Origin of the sequence: Asticcacaulis solisilvae, from assembly GCF_017875235.1 — a bacterium.
GTDB lineage: Bacteria > Pseudomonadota > Alphaproteobacteria > Caulobacterales > Caulobacteraceae > Asticcacaulis > Asticcacaulis solisilvae_A.
On the sequence record NZ_JAGGMI010000003.1, the window covers coordinates 313,742 to 330,134 of the forward strand.

The 16,393-nt window shown below is 60.0% G+C and carries 15 protein-coding genes; 9 read left to right on the forward strand and 6 right to left on the reverse strand.

What is annotated here, in order from left to right; all coding sequences use genetic code 11:
* Positions 1 to 76: 76 nt before the first annotated feature.
* Positions 77 to 2,053, forward strand: a complete 1,977-nt coding sequence (locus J2X24_RS07835; protein ID WP_245344536.1) for a cytochrome c/FTR1 family iron permease — start codon at positions 77 to 79, stop codon at positions 2,051 to 2,053.
* A gap of 96 nt (positions 2,054 to 2,149) precedes the next feature.
* Here the strand turns inward: J2X24_RS07835 and J2X24_RS07840 are convergent, their stop codons facing one another.
* Positions 2,150 to 3,052, reverse strand: a complete 903-nt coding sequence (locus tag J2X24_RS07840; protein WP_209719127.1) for an NAD(P)/FAD-dependent oxidoreductase — start codon at positions 3,050 to 3,052, stop codon at positions 2,150 to 2,152.
* Positions 3,053 to 3,259: 207 nt separating this feature from the next.
* Here J2X24_RS07840 and J2X24_RS07845 point away from each other — a divergent pair, with 207 nt between their 5' ends.
* The 7 genes from J2X24_RS07845 (at position 3,260) to J2X24_RS07875 (ending at position 11,350) form a co-directional block, all read left to right on the forward strand.
* A complete protein-coding gene (locus tag J2X24_RS07845) occupies positions 3,260 to 3,613 on the forward strand; it encodes a four-helix bundle copper-binding protein (protein WP_209719130.1) in 354 nt (117 codons plus the stop codon).
* Positions 3,613 to 4,152, forward strand: coding sequence for a DUF305 domain-containing protein (locus J2X24_RS07850; RefSeq protein WP_209719133.1), 540 nt, complete (start codon positions 3,613 to 3,615; stop codon positions 4,150 to 4,152). The genes J2X24_RS07845 and J2X24_RS07850 overlap by 1 nt, the downstream gene beginning before the upstream one ends.
* A 114-nt stretch (positions 4,153 to 4,266) precedes the next feature.
* Entirely contained in the window at positions 4,267 to 4,635 is a 369-nt protein-coding gene (locus J2X24_RS07855) for a hypothetical protein (RefSeq protein WP_209719136.1), read from the forward strand.
* Positions 4,636 to 5,064: 429 nt separating this feature from the next.
* Entirely contained in the window at positions 5,065 to 6,306 is a 1,242-nt protein-coding gene (locus tag J2X24_RS07860) for a TolC family protein (RefSeq protein WP_209719140.1), read from the forward strand.
* Entirely contained in the window at positions 6,303 to 7,787 is a 1,485-nt protein-coding gene (locus J2X24_RS07865) for an efflux RND transporter periplasmic adaptor subunit (RefSeq protein WP_209719143.1), read from the forward strand. The genes J2X24_RS07860 and J2X24_RS07865 overlap by 4 nt, the downstream gene beginning before the upstream one ends.
* A complete protein-coding gene (locus tag J2X24_RS07870; protein ID WP_209719145.1) occupies positions 7,784 to 10,927 on the forward strand; it encodes an efflux RND transporter permease subunit in 3,144 nt (1,047 codons plus the stop codon). Before J2X24_RS07865 ends, J2X24_RS07870 begins: the two co-directional genes overlap by 4 nt.
* Positions 10,928 to 10,936: 9 nt before the next feature.
* Positions 10,937 to 11,350, forward strand: a complete 414-nt coding sequence (locus J2X24_RS07875) for a copper-binding protein (protein WP_209719148.1) — start codon at positions 10,937 to 10,939, stop codon at positions 11,348 to 11,350.
* 413 nt (positions 11,351 to 11,763) lie between these two features.
* On the opposite strand, the gene J2X24_RS07880 is transcribed toward J2X24_RS07875, so the two are convergent.
* The 3 genes from J2X24_RS07880 to J2X24_RS07890 all read right to left on the reverse strand — a co-directional run bounded on the left by J2X24_RS07880 (position 11,764) and on the right by J2X24_RS07890 (position 13,531).
* Positions 11,764 to 11,979 (reverse strand): hypothetical protein, encoded by a 216-nt coding sequence (locus J2X24_RS07880; RefSeq protein WP_209719151.1) that lies wholly within the window; start codon positions 11,977 to 11,979, stop codon positions 11,764 to 11,766.
* A gap of 117 nt (positions 11,980 to 12,096) precedes the next feature.
* Entirely contained in the window at positions 12,097 to 13,248 is a 1,152-nt protein-coding gene (locus J2X24_RS07885) for a nickel/cobalt efflux transporter (RefSeq protein WP_209719154.1), read from the reverse strand.
* Between the two features lie 7 nt (positions 13,249 to 13,255).
* On the reverse strand, positions 13,256 to 13,531 hold the full coding sequence (locus J2X24_RS07890; RefSeq protein WP_209719157.1) for a metal/formaldehyde-sensitive transcriptional repressor: 276 nt from the start codon (positions 13,529 to 13,531) through the stop codon (positions 13,256 to 13,258).
* A gap of 78 nt (positions 13,532 to 13,609) precedes the next feature.
* Here J2X24_RS07890 and J2X24_RS22835 point away from each other — a divergent pair, with 78 nt between their 5' ends.
* Positions 13,610 to 14,512: a DMT family transporter gene (locus tag J2X24_RS22835; protein ID WP_209719160.1), complete on the forward strand. Its 903-nt coding sequence runs from the start codon at positions 13,610 to 13,612 to the stop codon at positions 14,510 to 14,512.
* Between the two features lie 65 nt (positions 14,513 to 14,577).
* Here the strand turns inward: J2X24_RS22835 and J2X24_RS07900 are convergent, their stop codons facing one another.
* Both J2X24_RS07900 and J2X24_RS07905 read right to left on the reverse strand, forming a co-directional pair.
* Positions 14,578 to 15,234 carry a TetR/AcrR family transcriptional regulator gene (locus tag J2X24_RS07900; protein WP_209719162.1) on the reverse strand — a complete coding sequence of 219 codons (657 nt, stop codon included), beginning with the start codon at positions 15,232 to 15,234 and terminating at the stop codon, positions 14,578 to 14,580.
* A complete protein-coding gene (locus J2X24_RS07905; RefSeq protein WP_209719165.1) occupies positions 15,231 to 16,349 on the reverse strand; it encodes a ferredoxin--NADP reductase in 1,119 nt (372 codons plus the stop codon). The genes J2X24_RS07900 and J2X24_RS07905 overlap by 4 nt, the downstream gene beginning before the upstream one ends.
* Between the last annotated feature and the right edge of the window lie 44 nt (positions 16,350 to 16,393).

Here is a 16,393-nt window from a genome sequence, read left to right on the forward strand (position 1 = left end):
TGCGATTTCTCCGACTGGCGCCATCTCCATAAAAACAAAATATGCGATTGCGTTGCATTTACGAGTATTCGCGCTTATGAAAAACTGGCGAATTTTTTCAAATTGGACAGCCATGCCTATCAAAGTCTGCGTTGCATTTGCCGTTTCCCTACTGTGCTCAGTGATTTGTACCGGCGCCTCGCTGGCCGAGCCCTCGGCACAAAGTGCAGATAACGTCCAGGTCGCCTGGCGGCTTCTCGATTATCTCGCTGTTGACTACGGCGGCGCCGTCAAGGACGGCAAGGTGATCAGTGAAAGCGAATATGGCGAGATGAAGGAATTTTCCGCCTCGGTTCGGCAACGCTTCAATGCCCTTCCGCCGGGCCCGGAAAAGGCGGCTTTGATATCCGAGGCGTCGGACTTCGAAGGTTCGATCAAGGCAAAGGCTGCTCCGGAAGCCGTAGCCTCAAAGGCTCACGCCCTTGGCACTCACCTCCTATCGGCTTACCCGGTGGCTCTCGCCCCAAGCGCCGCTCCCGACTTTGCCACAGGAAAAAACCTCTACTCAGAAAATTGCGCCAGTTGCCACGGTTTGAATGGTGACGGCAAAGGACCGAATGCCGCGGGCCTTAACCCGCCTCCCATTGCTTTTTCTGATCTCGACCGTGCACAGCGTCGCAGCGTTTTTGGCCTCTACCAAGTGATTGGCCAAGGCCTGGACGGAACCGCCATGCCGAGTTTTGCGAACCTGCCTGACAAAGACCGCTGGGCGCTCGCCTTTTACGTCGGACATTTTGCGTTCAAAGACCGCGCGGAAGGTAAAAAGCTCTGGAAGAGCGATCCCAGCTTACGCCAGCGCTTTCCGAACCTGGCAGCGCTCACCCGGATTGCGCCGGCCGATTTAGCCAAGGAGATCGGACCGAAGAAGGCCTTCGCCTTGACCGCTTATCTACGCAGTGAAGCGTCCGCGGTAACCGGCAATACGAGCTCACTGGTCATTGCACGGCAAAAGTTGAACGAGTCCTTGGCCGCCTATCAGCGGGGCGATGTCCACGGCGCCGAAGAACTTGCCTTGTCCGCCTACCTCGATGGTTTCGAGCCGATCGAACCGGCACTCGGCGCGCGCGATGGTACCCTGCTGACCCGCATCGAAAAGGAAATGGGCGGTCTGCGCGGCGCCATTCACTCGCATGCCGATCCAAAGATTGTCGAAGCCAAGGTCAACACGATCGAAACCTTGTTGGCCCAGGCGGACAAAGCGTTGGCGCCCGAGGCCACCAGCAATACCTCAACCTTCATTGGCGCTTTCACGATCCTGCTGCGCGAAGGTCTTGAAGCCCTGCTGATCGTCACGGCCATGATCGCCTTCTTGAAGAAGGCCGAACGCCATGAGGCACTACCCTATGTTCACAGTGGCTGGGTTGTTGCCCTATTGGCAGGCTTGGCTACCTGGGCCGTTGCGACCTTCCTAATCGGAATTAGCGGAGCGAGCCGCGAGCTGACGGAAGGCTTTGGGTCGATCTTTGCAACCGTGGTCCTTCTTTGGGTAGGGATCTGGCTCCATGGTAAATCGCAGGCCCAGGAATGGCAGCGATTTATCCAACAAACCATGGGCCATGCCTTATCGAAGGGTTCGTCCTGGTTCCTGTTCGGACTTGCCTTTATCGTCGTCTACCGAGAAGTCTTCGAGACGATCCTGTTCTATGCAGCGCTTTGGACAAAGGACAACGGCCTGGTGATTTTCGCCGGCGCCGGTTCTGCCATTGTGGTCCTCACCGGTATCGCCTGGGCTATGCTGAGGTTTAGCAGCCGTCTCCCGGTCAGCCAATTCTTTGCCTTCAGTTCCGGACTCATCGCCATTCTATCGGTCGTTCTCGCCGGCAAGGGCGTCGCCGCTTTGCAAGAAGCCGGCCTGATCGACATCACTCAGTTATCGTTCATCCCGCAGATCGAACTGCTTGGCATTTTCCCGACTCTTCAGTCGGTCGGGGCGCAGTTGCTGGTGATCGTCATCATTGCAGGCTGGCTGGGCTACACCCGTTATCGTGAGACGAACTCAGTGCCAACAGTTTAGATTCCGCCCGGGACCCGACCGCTATATGGATTTATGATCGAGCGCAAATACCTGTACCTGCCCAACACGGCGATGGTTTGTGTCCCACCCAAACTGCTAACGCATCTGCTCGTCCAGGGTCATGAGAAGATGATTTACGCGGGTTGCCGCAATCGCCGCCTGGCCAACCGCGACACTAATCTGATTGACGCCGCTGACGACATCTCCGGCCGCGAATAAACCCGGCACCTTAGTTTGTTGAAAAGCATCCGTGACAACTTCGCCTTCTGTCGAGCAATCGGCCCCGAGTGCCCGGCTAAGACCTGTCCGCGGACGACAACCTAACATCGGGTAGATCGCATCGAAGCTCATCTCAATACCTTGGACTTGGGCAACAGCTGACCCGCTTTCATCAACGACAATATTTGCATCGGTCGTTTCAATGAGCGAAATGCCATGCCTTGACAGGCTGCCATAATCTTCCGGCAAGAGCGATCCCGACGAGCTGACACTAACCAGTGTAAGGTGCCGAGTGTAACGGCGCAAAAACAAGGCGTGGCTTACCCCATTGTCCGGCCGCGCGACGACAGCGACCTTTCGGTCAATCATTTCAAATGCGTCGCACACAGGGCAAAGTCGGAGGTTGCCAGACCGTATGCCGGCTTCCCAATTCGGAATTTTCAAACCAGCATCCTCGACGCCGGTCGCGAGGATTACGGTCCGGGCCTTTATTTCGACCTCCCCGATTTTTGCGATGAACGCAGCATTGTCACGCCAGAGCGAGTGAACCCGTCCCTGCATCACAGGAACCGCATATGGGTCCAATTGCGATCGCAGCCGTGACAGTAGCGTTTCGCCATGAATGCCGTCCGGGAAACCGGGCACATTCCGCGACACGGGTATCAGACGCGCCCGGCTCTCCCCGCTGTCGGCAATCCGAACTGTGCGCCTGAAACGCGCAAGGTAGATGGCTGCGGTGAGACCAGCGGGCCCGGCGCCGACAATGAAGCAATCGAGCAAGACGTTCTACCCACATTTACAAGAGATCAATTGGTGCAAGTCACAGAGTCACCCATGTCGTTGCGGCGCCAGATTAGCGCGACCCGAGTTGATCGTCCTTGTTAATCAGCAGGTGGTATGTCGAACCACATCTCTTTTTTATAGGGGGAGGTTAACCGCGCGCGTAGACCTAAGAGGGGCACCTTTTAACTCTCCTTGGAGGCTACAATGCCACATGACACTGAACCTATGACCCAATGCATTGCATTGTGTTGGGAATGCCGCGACGAATGCCAGACAGCTCTGTTCGATCATTGCCTGACCATGGGCGGTGACCATGTGGCAAAACACCACGTCACCGCCATGACAGACTGTATCCAAGTCTGCCAGACGGCCGCCGACGCCATGACCCGGCAGTCTCCGATTCATGCGGCCGTCTGCGCCGCCTGTGCGGAGGCATGCGAAGCATGCGCGAAATCGTGCGAGCAGATCGGTGACACCCAAATGCAAAAATGCGCCGAGGTCTGCCGTCGCTGCGCGCAAAGCTGCCGCGAAATGAGCAAGACGATGGAGATGGCGTAATGAAGTCGCTCCTTACCCTTTCGGTCATTCTGATGACCTGTTCGCTGGCCTCGGCCGTCACCGCTCATCCAACCAGTCACACCGCAGCCGCGAAGGCGCCTTACGACGCCCAGTACCTGGACTCGATGACAAAACATCACCAGGACGGCATCATGATGTTCAACATGGCCATCGAAAAGGCGGCGATGCCTGCCGTCAAGGCCAAGGCGCAAATGATGGCACAGATGCAGCAGCAGGACATCAAGGACATGCAGGCCATGCGATCGAATATCCAGTCCGATGCACAGCCTGCCGTGAACATGAAACTGCCAGGCATGATGCCGATGAACATGAAGCCGCTGCAGAGCGCCTCCGGCATGGGTTTCGACACGATGTTCATCGACATGACGATAAAACACCACGAGGATGCGATTAAGATGTCGAAGGATGCCTTGTCACATTCAAAGATGCCTGGGGTTCGCGCGATGGCTCAGAAGGTAATCGACGATTCGAACAAGGACATTGCCGATCTGAAAGCCATGAAAACACCGATGCAATAAGTCAATCGAGCGCGCCACCGAGGCGCGCTCCCTTTACGCCCGCGGCAGAACAACACAGTCGGAGCAATTCGCTTTTCATTGACATTTAATCCTTGAAGCATATCCTGAGGGCTGATGCTGAAAGCTGTCCTTTCCATTTTGGCCGTTATTGGGCTTCTCCTGTCGCCGATCCATGCTCAGGCGGCGAATGCCGACTGTATGGCCATGAGCAGCAAAATGCAGGCAGTGGCGCCCGCTATGGCGACTATGGATATGTCGTCCTGCTGCGAGAAAGACACGGGCAAGACATCGGACAATCATAAGGACAAAGCGTGCATCGAAAACTGCATCGCCATGTGCAGCCTCGGCAGTGTTGTCGCTTCGCCCAACGAAGTCATCTTACCGGTGCTCGCCGTCGAGCAGGTCACTTTCAACGATAAGGCTGCTCCGCTCTTCACCCAAGAGCCAGGCCTTTTCGTCCCTCCCCCCAAATCACAGGCGTAACAGGCGGAATCCGCCCTTCTTTACGCCTTCGAGGTCGTGCTGGCCTGTGCCTTCGTGCATCCAGTCCGGCCTTGAATATCGCTTGACCGTAACGCCATGTCCCGCGGGCAAGCCTCAGATATGATTTGAGGAATTTTCCATGACTATCCGTCAAACCCTCGCCACCACTGCGTGCGCGATCACTTTGGCCGTGTTGGCCGTTTCCACCGCTTCCGCGCAACCCGCCGATGGCCAGCCGTGCCACAAATGCGCTTATCGCACGGCCCCTCCTTCACCTAACCCGCATGACGTCATGCCCCGCATCGTCAAGGTTCCGTGTGCCCCGGCGCTGATGGGCGATTGCCTGAAAACCGGAAAGTAATGCGTAGCCCCCTGCCGCCTAAGCGGCGGGGGGCTATCGACTTGCGTTCTCCATCTCAGGAATCCCCCATGCGATCCTATTCTCTCGCGGCCCTATGTGCCGTCCTGACTCCCCTCGTTTACGCTTCGGCAACAATGGCCGCGCCATTGACCTTCGGCGCCGCACTAAAACTGGCGCAACAGACGGCGCCGAGCCTTCAGTCGAAAGCGGCCGATGTCTCTGCCGCCAGGTCCTCAGCCATTGCCGCAGGTCGCTTGCCCGATCCCAAGGTGCGCTTCGGGGTCGAGAACTTTCCGGTGTCCGGGCCGCCAGCGGGATCTTTCACGGCTGAAAGCATGACCATGGCCACTGTCGGCGTCATGCAGGACATGCCGAATGGGGACAAGCGTCGTGCCGAACGCCAGAAGGCCGCCGCCGATATCGGCGTCGCTGATGCCAATGCGGCCGTCGAGGCGCGCGAGGTGCGGCTCAATACCGCCTTGGCCTGGGTCGATCTCTATTACGCGGAAAAGAAGCTGGCGGCACTCGACACCGTCCAGCAGTCGATCGAAGCGATCGCCAAGACCGCCCCGTCCCAATTGGCGGCGGGTGCCACGCGCCCCGCTCAGGCCCTGGCGGCCGACCAGATGAATGCCGATCTAGCCGACCGCCGCGCCGACCTGTTGGCCGACGTGACACGTGCCCGGGCAGAATTGGTGCGCTGGACGGGCGATGACCAGGCTGATGTTCTCGGCGATCCGCCCGAATTTGCCGTCAATGCCTCGGATCTTCGCGCCGGCCTCGACCATAACCCTACCCTCTTGCCTTACGGCGCTTTGGTTCAGCAGGCCCAATCCGACGTACAAATGGCCCGGGCGAACAAGCGGCCGGATTGGGGCTGGGATGTCACCTATCAGCACCGCGATGGACGCTGGGGCGACATGGTGTCGACCGGCGTGACCATCAGCCTGCCGCTGTTCCAGAAAACCCGGCAGGACCCGGTCATCGAGGCCAAGACGACGGAGGTCACGCGTGCCCGCCTCGACCAGGATGCCGCCCACCGCCAATTGCTGGCGCAGTTCGAGGCCGATCTGGCCGATCACCTCATGCACCACGACCGAATGATGCGGGCGCAAACGACGCTCGTACCTCTCGCCGAAAAGAAGGTCGCCCTGGAGACAGCCAGCTACGGCGCCGGCACAGCCACCTTATCCGACGTCCAGCAAGCACAGCTGGCCCTGGCCGAAGCCCGCATCGACGCCTTGTCCCGCGAAGCCGACGTCGTTCGCGACGGCGTGCGGATCAACCTGACCTACGGGAGCGACCAATGAGCCGCCAGCTTACTCTTTCCCCCGCCATGCTCGGCGTGTCGGCGGCCGTCATCACCCTGACCGCCGGGGCGGCGGGCTTTGGCTTGGCACACCTCGGCAAAGGTCCGATCGCCACGCCGGCGGCATCGAATGCCGATCGCAAGGTCTTGTACTGGTACGACCCGATGGTGCCGGCCCAACATTTCGACAAGCCCGGCAAGTCCCCCTTCATGGATATGCAGCTTGTGCCGCGCTACGCCGGTGATACCGATCCGAGCCAAGGTGGCGTGCGGATCGATCCGGCCCGCCTGCAAAGCCTGGGCATGCGGCTGGCGAACGTTCAGCGCGGCGATTTCGCTCAAGATTTCACCGTCGCCGGTCAACTCGACTTCAACGGGCGCGATGTCGCCATCGTCCAGGCGCGGGCCAACGGCTTCGTGCAAAAGGTCTATGCCCGGGCGCCCGGCGATGTGGTCGGCGCCGGCGCGCCGATTGCCGACATCCTGGTGCCGACGTGGAGCGCCGCGCAGAGCGAATATCTGGCCGTGCGACGGACCGGTGATGCGTCATTGGAAGCGGCCGCCCGCCAGCGACTCGCTCTACTCGGCATGCCGCAGGGTTTGATCGATAGCGTGGCCAAAAGCGGCCGGGTTTCGAACACCATCACCATTTCGACACCTGTCGGCGGTGCGATCCAGACGCTCGATGTCCGCCAGGGCATGACTGTGAACATGGGCCAAACCCTCGCGCAGGTCTCGGGCCTGTCGTCGGTCTGGCTGACGGCCGCCGTGCCGGAAACCCAAGCCGCCCACATCAAAATCGGCCAACCCGTGACGGCGGACCTCACCGCCTTCCCCGGGGAGCCTGTAACCGGTCGCGTCTCGGCCATCCTGCCGACGGCCCAGGCCGACAGTCGGACACTAAGCGTACGCGTCGAGTTACCCAATTCCAGTGGGCGGCTCCGGCCCGGCATGTTCGCCACGGTTCACCTGAACGGTGAGAGTTCATCTGCGCTCTTCGTTCCGTCCGAAGCCCTGATCCGAACGGGCAAGCGGACCTTGGTCTTGCTGGCCGGCGGCAAGGGGGGATTTACCCCAGTGGAGGTGCAAGCCGGTCGCGAAAGCGACGACCGCACTGAAATCCTCGCCGGCCTGAACGAAGGTGATCAGATCGTTGCATCCGGACAGTTCCTGATCGACTCCGAGGCCAGCCTGGCCGGCGTCAATACCCGGCCTTTAACCGCGATGTCTATGCCCGCGCCGAATTCAGCTGCGGCACTGTACGAAACGCGTGGCCTGATCGAGCAACTGAAGGGCGACAGCATTACGCTCAGCCATGAACCGGTGCCCGCGATCGGTTGGCCGGCCATGACGATGACCTTCCGGCTGAAGTCCGCCAACCTGGCGAGAGGGATGAAGACCGGTGACCGCGTCACCTTCGGTTTTGCCCAGACCGCAGACGGTCCGGTCATCGAAAAGCTCCAGCCAATGGGTGGCCAATGATCGCCGCCCTTATCCGCTGGTCGGTAAAGAACCGCTTCTTCGTCCTGATCGGGGCCCTCGCCGTCATCGCTGCCGGGATCTTCGCCCTTCAGCAAACAGCTGTCGATGCCCTGCCCGACCTCTCCGACACCCAGGTCATCATCCGCACGCCCTATCCGGGCCAGGCACCGCAGATCGTCGAGAACCAAGTGACCTATCCGTTGGCGACGACTATGATGTCGGTGCCGGGCGCCAAAACCGTGCGCGGCTATTCCTTCTTTGGTGACAGCTTCGTCTATGTACTGTTCGACGACGGCACCGACCTCTATTGGGCGCGCTCGCGCGTGCTCGAGTATCTCAACCAGGTGCAAAGCCGCATGCCGGCCGGCGCCAAGCCGTCGCTGGGACCCGATGCCACGGGAGTCGGATGGGTCTATGAATATGCCCTCGTCGACAGGACAGGCCAGCACGACCTGTCGCAGTTACGCTCCTTGCAGGACTGGTTCCTGCGCTACGAGTTAAAGAGCCTGCCGGGCGTGGCCGAGGTGGCCAGCATCGGTGGCATGGTCAAGCAATACCAGGTCGTGCTCGATCCGGTGAAGCTGGCAGCCTACGGCGTGACCCACGGCCAAGTCGTCTCCGCCATCCAGAACGCCAATGGCGAAAGCGGCGGTTCGGTTCTGGAACTGGCCGAAGCCGAATATATGGTCCGCGCCGGCGGTTATCTGAAGACGCTCGACGACTTCCGGGCCATTCCACTGAAGACGGCTGCCGGCGGCGTACCCGTGACATTGGGCGCTGTCGCCACCGTCCAGATCGGACCGGAGATGCGCCGTGGCGTCGCCGAACTGAATGGCCAAGGCGAAGTCACTGGTGGCGTCGTCATCCTCCGCTCCGGCAAAAACGCCCGCGAGACGATCGCCGCCGTCAAGGCCAAGCTTTCCGAACTGAAAAAGAGCCTTCCGCCTGGCGTCGAGATCGTCACCACCTATGACCGCTCACAACTGATCGATCGCGCCATAGACAATCTGCGCGAAAAGCTGATCGAGGAATTCATCGTCGTCGCCGTCATCTGTGCTCTGTTCCTGTGGCACGTGCGCTCGGCCTTGGTCGCCATCATCACCTTGCCGGTCGGCGTCCTGATGGCGCTGATCGTCATGCACAGCCAAGGCGTCAACGCCAATATCATGTCGCTGGGCGGCATCGCTATCGCCATCGGTGCCATGGTCGATGCGGCTGTGGTTATGATCGAGAACGCCCACAAAAAGATCGAGCACTGGGAGCACGATCATCCCGGCGCGGCGCTCAAGGGCGACGAGCGCTGGCGGGTTATCACCGAGGCAGCGACCGAAGTCGGGCCCGCCCTGTTCCTCAGCCTGCTGATCATCACCTTTTCCTTCATCCCGGTCTTTACCCTGCAAGGTCAGGAGGGGCGGCTGTTCTCGCCGCTGGCTTTCACCAAGACCTACGCCATGGCGGGCGCGGCTATCCTTTCGGTGACTCTCGTGCCGGTGCTGATGGGATACCTCATCCGCGGCAAGATCCCGAAGGAAACAGCCAATCCGTTGAACGTGGTTCTAACGGCTATCTACGGGCCGTTCCTGGCCTTCGTACTGAAAGCGCCTCGCCTGACGCTCGTATTGGCGGCGCTCGCCTTTGCCACCACGGTCTGGCCGTTGACGCGACTGGGTGGCGAGTTCATGCCGCAACTGGACGAAGGCGACCTCCTGTATATGCCCTCCGCCCTGCCAGGCCTGTCGGCAGACAAGGCATCGGAACTGCTGCAGCAGACCGATAGACTGATCAAGACCGTGCCGGAAGTCGAGACCGTCTTCGGCAAGGCCGGCCGTGCAGAAACCGCGACCGACCCGGCGCCGATGGAAATGTTCGAAACCACTATACGCTTCAAGCCGCGTGACCAATGGCGGCCGGGCATGACACCCGAGAAGCTGGTCGCGGAGTTGGACCGGACGGTGAAGGTCCCCGGCCTCGCCAATGTCTGGGTGCCGCCGATCCGCAATCGCATCGACATGCTGGCGACGGGCATCAAGAGCCCGATTGGGGTAAAGGTGTCGGGTAGCAATCTCGCTGAGCTGGACCGCATCGCCCATGATGTCGAGACGGTCGCCAAGACCGTACCAGGCGTCAGTTCGGCCCTTGCCGAGCGCTTGACTGGAGGCCGCTATGTCGATGTCGATATCGACCGCGCAGCGGCCGCACGTTACGGCCTCAATATCTCAGACGTGCAATCGATCATCAGTGGCGCCGTCGGCGGCGAGAATGTCGGCGAAGTGGTCGATGGTTTGGCGCGCTATCCGATCAATGTCCGCTATCCGCGCGAGGACAGGGACAGCCTTGAAGGCCTGCGCAATCTGCCTATCCTCACGCCGTCGGGCGCCCAGATCACGCTTGGAACGGTTGCCAGTGTCGAGATTGCCGAAGGGCCGCCGATGCTGAAGACAGAGAACGGCCGCCCTTCGACCTGGGTCTATGTCGATGTCCGCGGCCGCGATCTGGCGTCCGTCGTCGGCGACCTGCAAAAAGCGGTGGCGAAGGATGTCAAACTGTCGCCTGGCGTGTCCATCGCCTATTCTGGCCAGTTCGAATACCTCCAGCGCGCCGTCGAACGCCTGAAGTTCGTGGTGCCGGCGACGCTCGTCATAATCTTCCTCCTGCTCTATGTCACCTTCGGCCGTTTCGACGAGGCGGCGCTTATCATGCTGACCTTGCCGTTCGCCCTGACCGGCGGCATCTGGACGCTCTATTGGCTGGGCTTTCACCAGTCGGTCGCTACTGGCGTGGGGTTCATCGCGCTCGCAGGCGTTTCGGCAGAATTCGGCGTGGTCATGCTGATTTACCTCAAGGACGCGCTCAAGCATCGGGGCCCCGATCCCTCGGCGGCCGAAGTCGAGGCCGCCGTCCGCGAAGGGGCGCTTCTGCGCGTCCGGCCCAAGGCGATGACCGTCGCCGTGATCCTTGCCGGCCTTCTCCCCATCCTCTTCGGCCATGGCGCCGGCTCCGAAGTCATGAGCCGCATTGCGGCCCCCATGATCGGCGGCATGCTGACAGCACCGCTTCTATCCATGCTCGTTGTACCCGCCGCGTATCTCCTGATCCGGCGCAGGCGTTACCCCTCGTTTCCCCCCACCTCCCAACCTTAGGAGATTACCATGAAGACCAAGATGATCCTCAGCCTCGCCGCCGTCGCCGCCCTGGGCGCCCTTGCGGCCTGTGGCCCGAAACCAGCCGCCAACGCGGCCACATCGACGGAAAGCCCTGCGGCCATGTCCGATATGTCGGGAATGGCAGGTATGTCGGACATGTCCGGCATGGCGATGGATATGGATGCCGGCGTCAAAAAAGGAACCGGCGTCGGTGTGATCACGGCCATCGACAAGACCGCCAATACAGTCACGATCAAGCACGACGCCATTCCGGCCGTCGACTGGCCGGCCATGACCATGGCGTTCAAGGCGACTCCACCCGCCCTGCTCGATAATCTTAAGGTCGGTGAAAAGGTTAAATTCTACGTATTGGTCAAGGGGTCGGATGCCGAAGTAACCGCGATCCGCCAGCAAAAATAGCAACCGGCGCACCTGACGTGTGCTCCGTTGCCGAAGAAAGGAGGCTCCAGCACAAAATCCCATCATTACCGTTCAAATTTCTGACTCGGCATGGACATCCACGCCGGTTTGAAGAACTGAAATCGGAGTAGTAAAATGAGAATCTTTTCAACAGGAAGTGCTACGTCCCGTAGGGCCATCGCCGTCGTCAAATTGACTGCCTTGATCGGCGCAATCGGCCTTACAGTATCCGCTTGCACCACAATGGGCACGGCAAACGCCGGCTATCACACGGAACGGGAGTCACCCAATCCGCATTCCGGCTACAAAACCGTACCGGACAAGACGGCTCAATAGTCGGCAAAACTCGTGGCTGCATACGCATAGTGCAGCCACGGTCTTCATGTTAATAGATGAAAACCTGACAAACAGACTTAAGGACCCCACATGAATACGAAATTGCCAATCGTCGCCAGCTTGACTCTCGTAGCCTTGGCTGCATGCAGCCCCAAGCCATCATCCGATGTAACGGCAACATCTGCGGAAAGCACCGCTCCCGCCATGGCTGAAGCGACTAGCATGTCTGACATGTCAGGAATGGACATGTCGGGAATGGACATGGATTCCAGCCACGCCGGAATGTCTTCCAAATAAGCCTCACCGGGTAATGCTGTCTTGCGTGCGCGAGGTTGAGCCCTCGAACGCAAGGCAGCATCGGCTCCATGCGTTTGCTGGACGATTGCGGCGGGTCAGACCTTTGCGACCTATTACCGCAGAATTCCGCTTAGCCCCGTCCAACCTATATAAAGCGCGACGACCGAGATCAGTGCTCCCGAGAGATAAGGTGCACGGTTTGCCAGTTTGCCGAATCCCTTGAACCGCTTTGAAACGTGCTTGACACTCCATGCCGCAAGCACGCCCGACGCGACCATTGTAAGAGCTAAGCCAAGGCTGAAGCACAGGACCAAAGTCGCGCCGAGCGCGATACGCTTGAGTTGCAGGCATAGCAGCAGCACAGTGATCGAGGCCGGGCACGGGATTAGCCCGCCCGTCAGGCCGAACATGATGATCTGCGGCGTAGTCACCTTCTGCCCGGCAAATCGTTTCTCGATCTCTTCAGCATGCTCACGCTCGTGGTCATCCGCGTAGGGCTCTGCTCCAGCAAAGCCAGCGGTCACGCCCGTCTGATCGTGATCGTGATCGTGATCGTGATCATGGTGGTCGTGTTCTTCATACGTCACGCTATAGCTGTGGGCATGGCCGGCATGCCCCAGCACCAGGCGCGCGGCAAATTGGTGCGGCTCGGGGATGTCCTGCGTCGATTCCAAGAACCCATTCTTTTGCATAAACGTGAAGACCTGCGCCCGACCATCTTCGCGCACGGTTTCCACTTGGACGTCATCCGCACGCCAGACTTGTCCCGTTTCGCGGAAGACCCGGAAGCGTGGCGGCTGGCCCTGTTCGAAGATCTCCAGGCGGACGCGCCCATGTCCTGTATCGATCCGCTTCTTTTCATCGTGATGGTGATCGTGACCATGCGCATGGCTATGACCGTGGTGTCCATGCCCGCCGCGTTGATAGGACCAGGTCCGCCAGATCATCCAAAGGGCGACGCCCAGCATGATCATCGCGGACAAGACTTGGAAATAAGGCTCGACAGCGTCGCTGTTCCAATTTTGGCCCGCGTAAAGGCCCCCCAGCGCGATCAACCACACGACGGCCGTATGCGAAATGGTCGCCGACAACCCAAGCAAAATGGCTTGCCATATGGTCCCACGAACCGCGACGATGAAGGCTGCCATCATCGTCTTGGAATGGCCCGGCTCCAAGCCATGAAGAGCGCCGAGCAGTATGGCAGAGGGAATAAACAGCCAGGCGTTGCCGGCCCCTTGTTGGAGCAGGTGTGTGAAATCGTTCATCGAGACGTTACTTTATGTAGGAATTGAAGATGTCGATCAGCGCCTGTTGCGCCTCGGGTGTAAGTAGGCCGGGTTGTGCCGGATCGTCTGCCAGATGATGCCGGATGTGATGCTCCACCACTTCGCCCATCAGCCCTGAAATCCCCCCGCGCGCGGCGGCGATCAGATGCAGGATCTTTTCGCTGTCCGCCTCCGCTTCGAAGGCGCGTTCAAGGGCCTCGACCTGCCCCTTGATCCGCCTGACCCTCGCCAAAAGCTTAGCTTTCTCTTTGTTGGCATGCATGCTTGCCTCCTATAATATACCCCCCTATACTATATTTGTTTGGCCTTTGTCGAGGCCGATCGCAGACGCTGAGGGTAAGTGGCCAAATTCAAACTCGGAGATGTGAAGCGCGGTGGCGCGTTTGCACTGGTGTCCGCACTGCTTTTCGGTGCGTCGACACCTGCGGCGAAAGCCATCATCGGCGGCGTTCATCCGTTAATGCTCGCGGGTCTCCTTTATCTGGGATCGGGCTGCGGCGTAGCCATCGTCAGGCTCACCGCACTCAAAAGCGCTGGCGCCGCACTTAAGCGCGCCGATATGCCGTGGCTGGCTGCGACCGTGTTCTTTGGCGGCGCCCTGGGACCGGCTCTGCTAATGTTCGGCCTCACCAGCACTTCCGGTTCTGCCGCCTCGCTTCTGCTAACTCTCGAAGGGGTCTTCACGGCCGTCATTGCCTGGATTGTCTTCAAGGAACCTTTCAACCGAAGGATTGGCTGGGGGATGCTCGCCATTTTCATCGGCGCGGTCTTGCTCGCGATGCGTGGGCCTGGCGGTCATGCCGCGCTGGTCGGCGGATTCGCTGTCGCCGGGGCCTGCCTGTGCTGGGCGATCGATAACAATTGCACCTCGAAAATCGCCCATGTCGATGCGCCCACCCTCGCCAGCATTAAAGGCATTGTCGCCGGCGTAGCCAACATCACACTCGCCTTGATCTTTGGCGCGCAATTGCCACCGGTGGCTACCGCAGGCTCCGCCCTGACCATTGGCCTACTGGGTCATGGCGCCAGCCTGGTCCTGTTTGTATTCGCATTGCGCGAAATCGGCGCCGCCCGCACGGGAGCATACTACTCAACCGCTCCATTCATCGGAGCGGTGATCGGACTGGCGTTCCTGCACGAGCCATGGTCGATTACCCTCATCATTGCCGGTATTCTCATGGCCGTCGGCGTTTGGCTACATTTGACTGAGCCAGACGCCCGCTCGGGCCAAGGGGCGTCCTGAACCCGCAAGACCTTTTCATTTCAGATTCCGAACCGGCAACACCTCGACGTGTTGCGACCGAGTGTTCAGCCAGGAGACAGGCCGCCAAACAGCAAAGACCGAAATCGTACGTCGATGTCGGCAGGCTCGATCTTCGCGCCATTGTCGAGCCAGTTCGTCAGGACCGACATGAAGGCGCCGACGACGAAGGCGACCCGGATTTCCCGATCTTGCCGATCACCCTGGCCCGCAAGCTCGGCACGGATGAGGTCGGCGATGATACCCCGAATGCCGCCCAGGCTCACCGCCAACCCTTCGCTACCGATCAGGCCCCTGTAGGCGCCGACATGGCGGCGGGCGTGTTCGAACATGCCAAGGCTGAACGACAGCGCCTTTCCAGGGTCCGTTGTGCTTGCCATCGTCTGGTATGCGCTCAATTCCGCGCGTAAATGCTCCAGGCTCCTGCGCTTCAGGTCGTCCTTGCCGGTAAAATGGGTATAGAAGGTCGAACGTCCGACGCCCGCCTTTTCGCAAATATCCTGGATGGTGACCGCGTCATAGCCTTTGTCCTGAATGAGGTGGAAAAAGGCGTGCTCCAGCTTCCGTCTCGTGCGCGCGATCCGTCGATCGATCTTCGAGGCGGGCACATCCGCCTCAAGGACATGTGGATGCAATGACGCGTGACGCTCCACGTCTTCGGCATTGATTTCGTGAATCCTATGAGCGCCGCGGCGCGAAGTCATTTGCGATGCCCTGCTCCAAATACCAGCCACAGCTTGACACATATGGCCGCAAGGACAACTGCGGCGCCGATGGCGAACGCCGGGTTCCGCAGATCTATGGCACCAAGGCGCAGGACATATGCGCCGGCCGCCAGATGAAGGGCCACGGCCGCAGCGACCGCGACGAAAATGCCGACAGCCGCAAGCCTGGCGCCGCCTTGCCGCGCGCCATGCGCCACGGCGAATCCGCCGAATTCCTCGGAGAGGACCTGCGCTGCGGGGACCTTTTGGGTTTCAAGGAGCGCGCGCATGTCGGCCACCATGTCAGGCAGGCCCGCTATGTAGAACGTCGCCGTCGACAGGTCGGATATGGTCTCGGTCAGCAACGGCCCGTCTATTCGGCCGGTCCGGCCGGTCCAACTGGCGTCTTCGCCGGTCATGGTCGGGACAAGGACAAAGGATGGATGGTGCGCGGCCAGGTCCTGCAATTCTTCCAGGAAAGGTGCGTCGGCTGCCGTTCGCGAAGAGTAGAACAGATAGAACTTCCGAGGCAGCCCCCGTTCAAGAGCATCCCGGATCATGGAATAGGCCGGCACGACACCTATACCCCCCGCAAGAAACACCGCCGGCTCGCAAGCCGCGTCGTCCAAAGCAAAGGCCCTATGCGGCGCATTGACCAGCATTTCGATACGGACCTTTTGGCCCGGTGCCAGGGCCATCAGGGAACGCTTGAAAGCCGTCTGCCGCATCCGCATGACGAAGACCAGATCCCGGTCTTGCGGTGTACTTGCAAAGGAGACGAAGCGCGTCACGCCCTTGCGGTCGCGAAACCTCGGCTTGAGCAGCGTCATTCGGACATGACGCCCTGCCCGGTAGGTAAAGCCGGCGGGGCGTTCGAATCGGAATTCCCAGCTGTCATTTGCGACCAAGGCCTTGCTGACGAAGCCAGTGTCGAAGCTGACCCGCTCCATCTTGACGCCATGGCGTCCGTGCAGGCGTCGCATCCGTTCGTGATCCATGGTGCGTATCCAAATTTGCAAGCCTTGCCGCAAGCCTACGCCCGAATGGGTTTGAATTACATCGCTTTTCCTGGACGACCCGGACACTTTGTCCAGGAACGAAATTTTTTTGCCCATCCCTTGTCGACATCTTGAAGATATACCCTATGGGGTATATATAC

Bases quoted from the DNA above. Each gene is read 5' to 3' on its own strand.
- J2X24_RS07890 (WP_209719157.1), bottom strand. From the start codon at position 13,531: ATGCATGCCAACAAAGAGAAAGCTAAGCTTTTGGCGAGGGTCAGGCGG.
- J2X24_RS07875 (WP_209719148.1), top strand. From the start codon at position 10,937: ATGAAGACCAAGATGATCCTCAGCCTCGCCGCCGTCGCCGCCCTGGGC.
- J2X24_RS07885 (WP_209719154.1), bottom strand. From the start codon at position 13,248: ATGAACGATTTCACACACCTGCTCCAACAAGGGGCCGGCAACGCCTGG.
- J2X24_RS07870 (WP_209719145.1), top strand. From the start codon at position 7,784: ATGATCGCCGCCCTTATCCGCTGGTCGGTAAAGAACCGCTTCTTCGTC.
- J2X24_RS07855 (WP_209719136.1), top strand. From the start codon at position 4,267: ATGCTGAAAGCTGTCCTTTCCATTTTGGCCGTTATTGGGCTTCTCCTG.
- J2X24_RS07860 (WP_209719140.1), top strand. From the start codon at position 5,065: ATGCGATCCTATTCTCTCGCGGCCCTATGTGCCGTCCTGACTCCCCTC.
- J2X24_RS07865 (WP_209719143.1), top strand. From the start codon at position 6,303: ATGAGCCGCCAGCTTACTCTTTCCCCCGCCATGCTCGGCGTGTCGGCG.
- J2X24_RS07835 (WP_245344536.1), top strand. From the start codon at position 77: ATGAAAAACTGGCGAATTTTTTCAAATTGGACAGCCATGCCTATCAAA.
- J2X24_RS07905 (WP_209719165.1), bottom strand. From the start codon at position 16,349: ATGGGCAAAAAAATTTCGTTCCTGGACAAAGTGTCCGGGTCGTCCAGG.
- J2X24_RS07845 (WP_209719130.1), top strand. From the start codon at position 3,260: ATGCCACATGACACTGAACCTATGACCCAATGCATTGCATTGTGTTGG.
- J2X24_RS07900 (WP_209719162.1), bottom strand. From the start codon at position 15,234: ATGACTTCGCGCCGCGGCGCTCATAGGATTCACGAAATCAATGCCGAA.
- J2X24_RS07850 (WP_209719133.1), top strand. From the start codon at position 3,613: ATGAAGTCGCTCCTTACCCTTTCGGTCATTCTGATGACCTGTTCGCTG.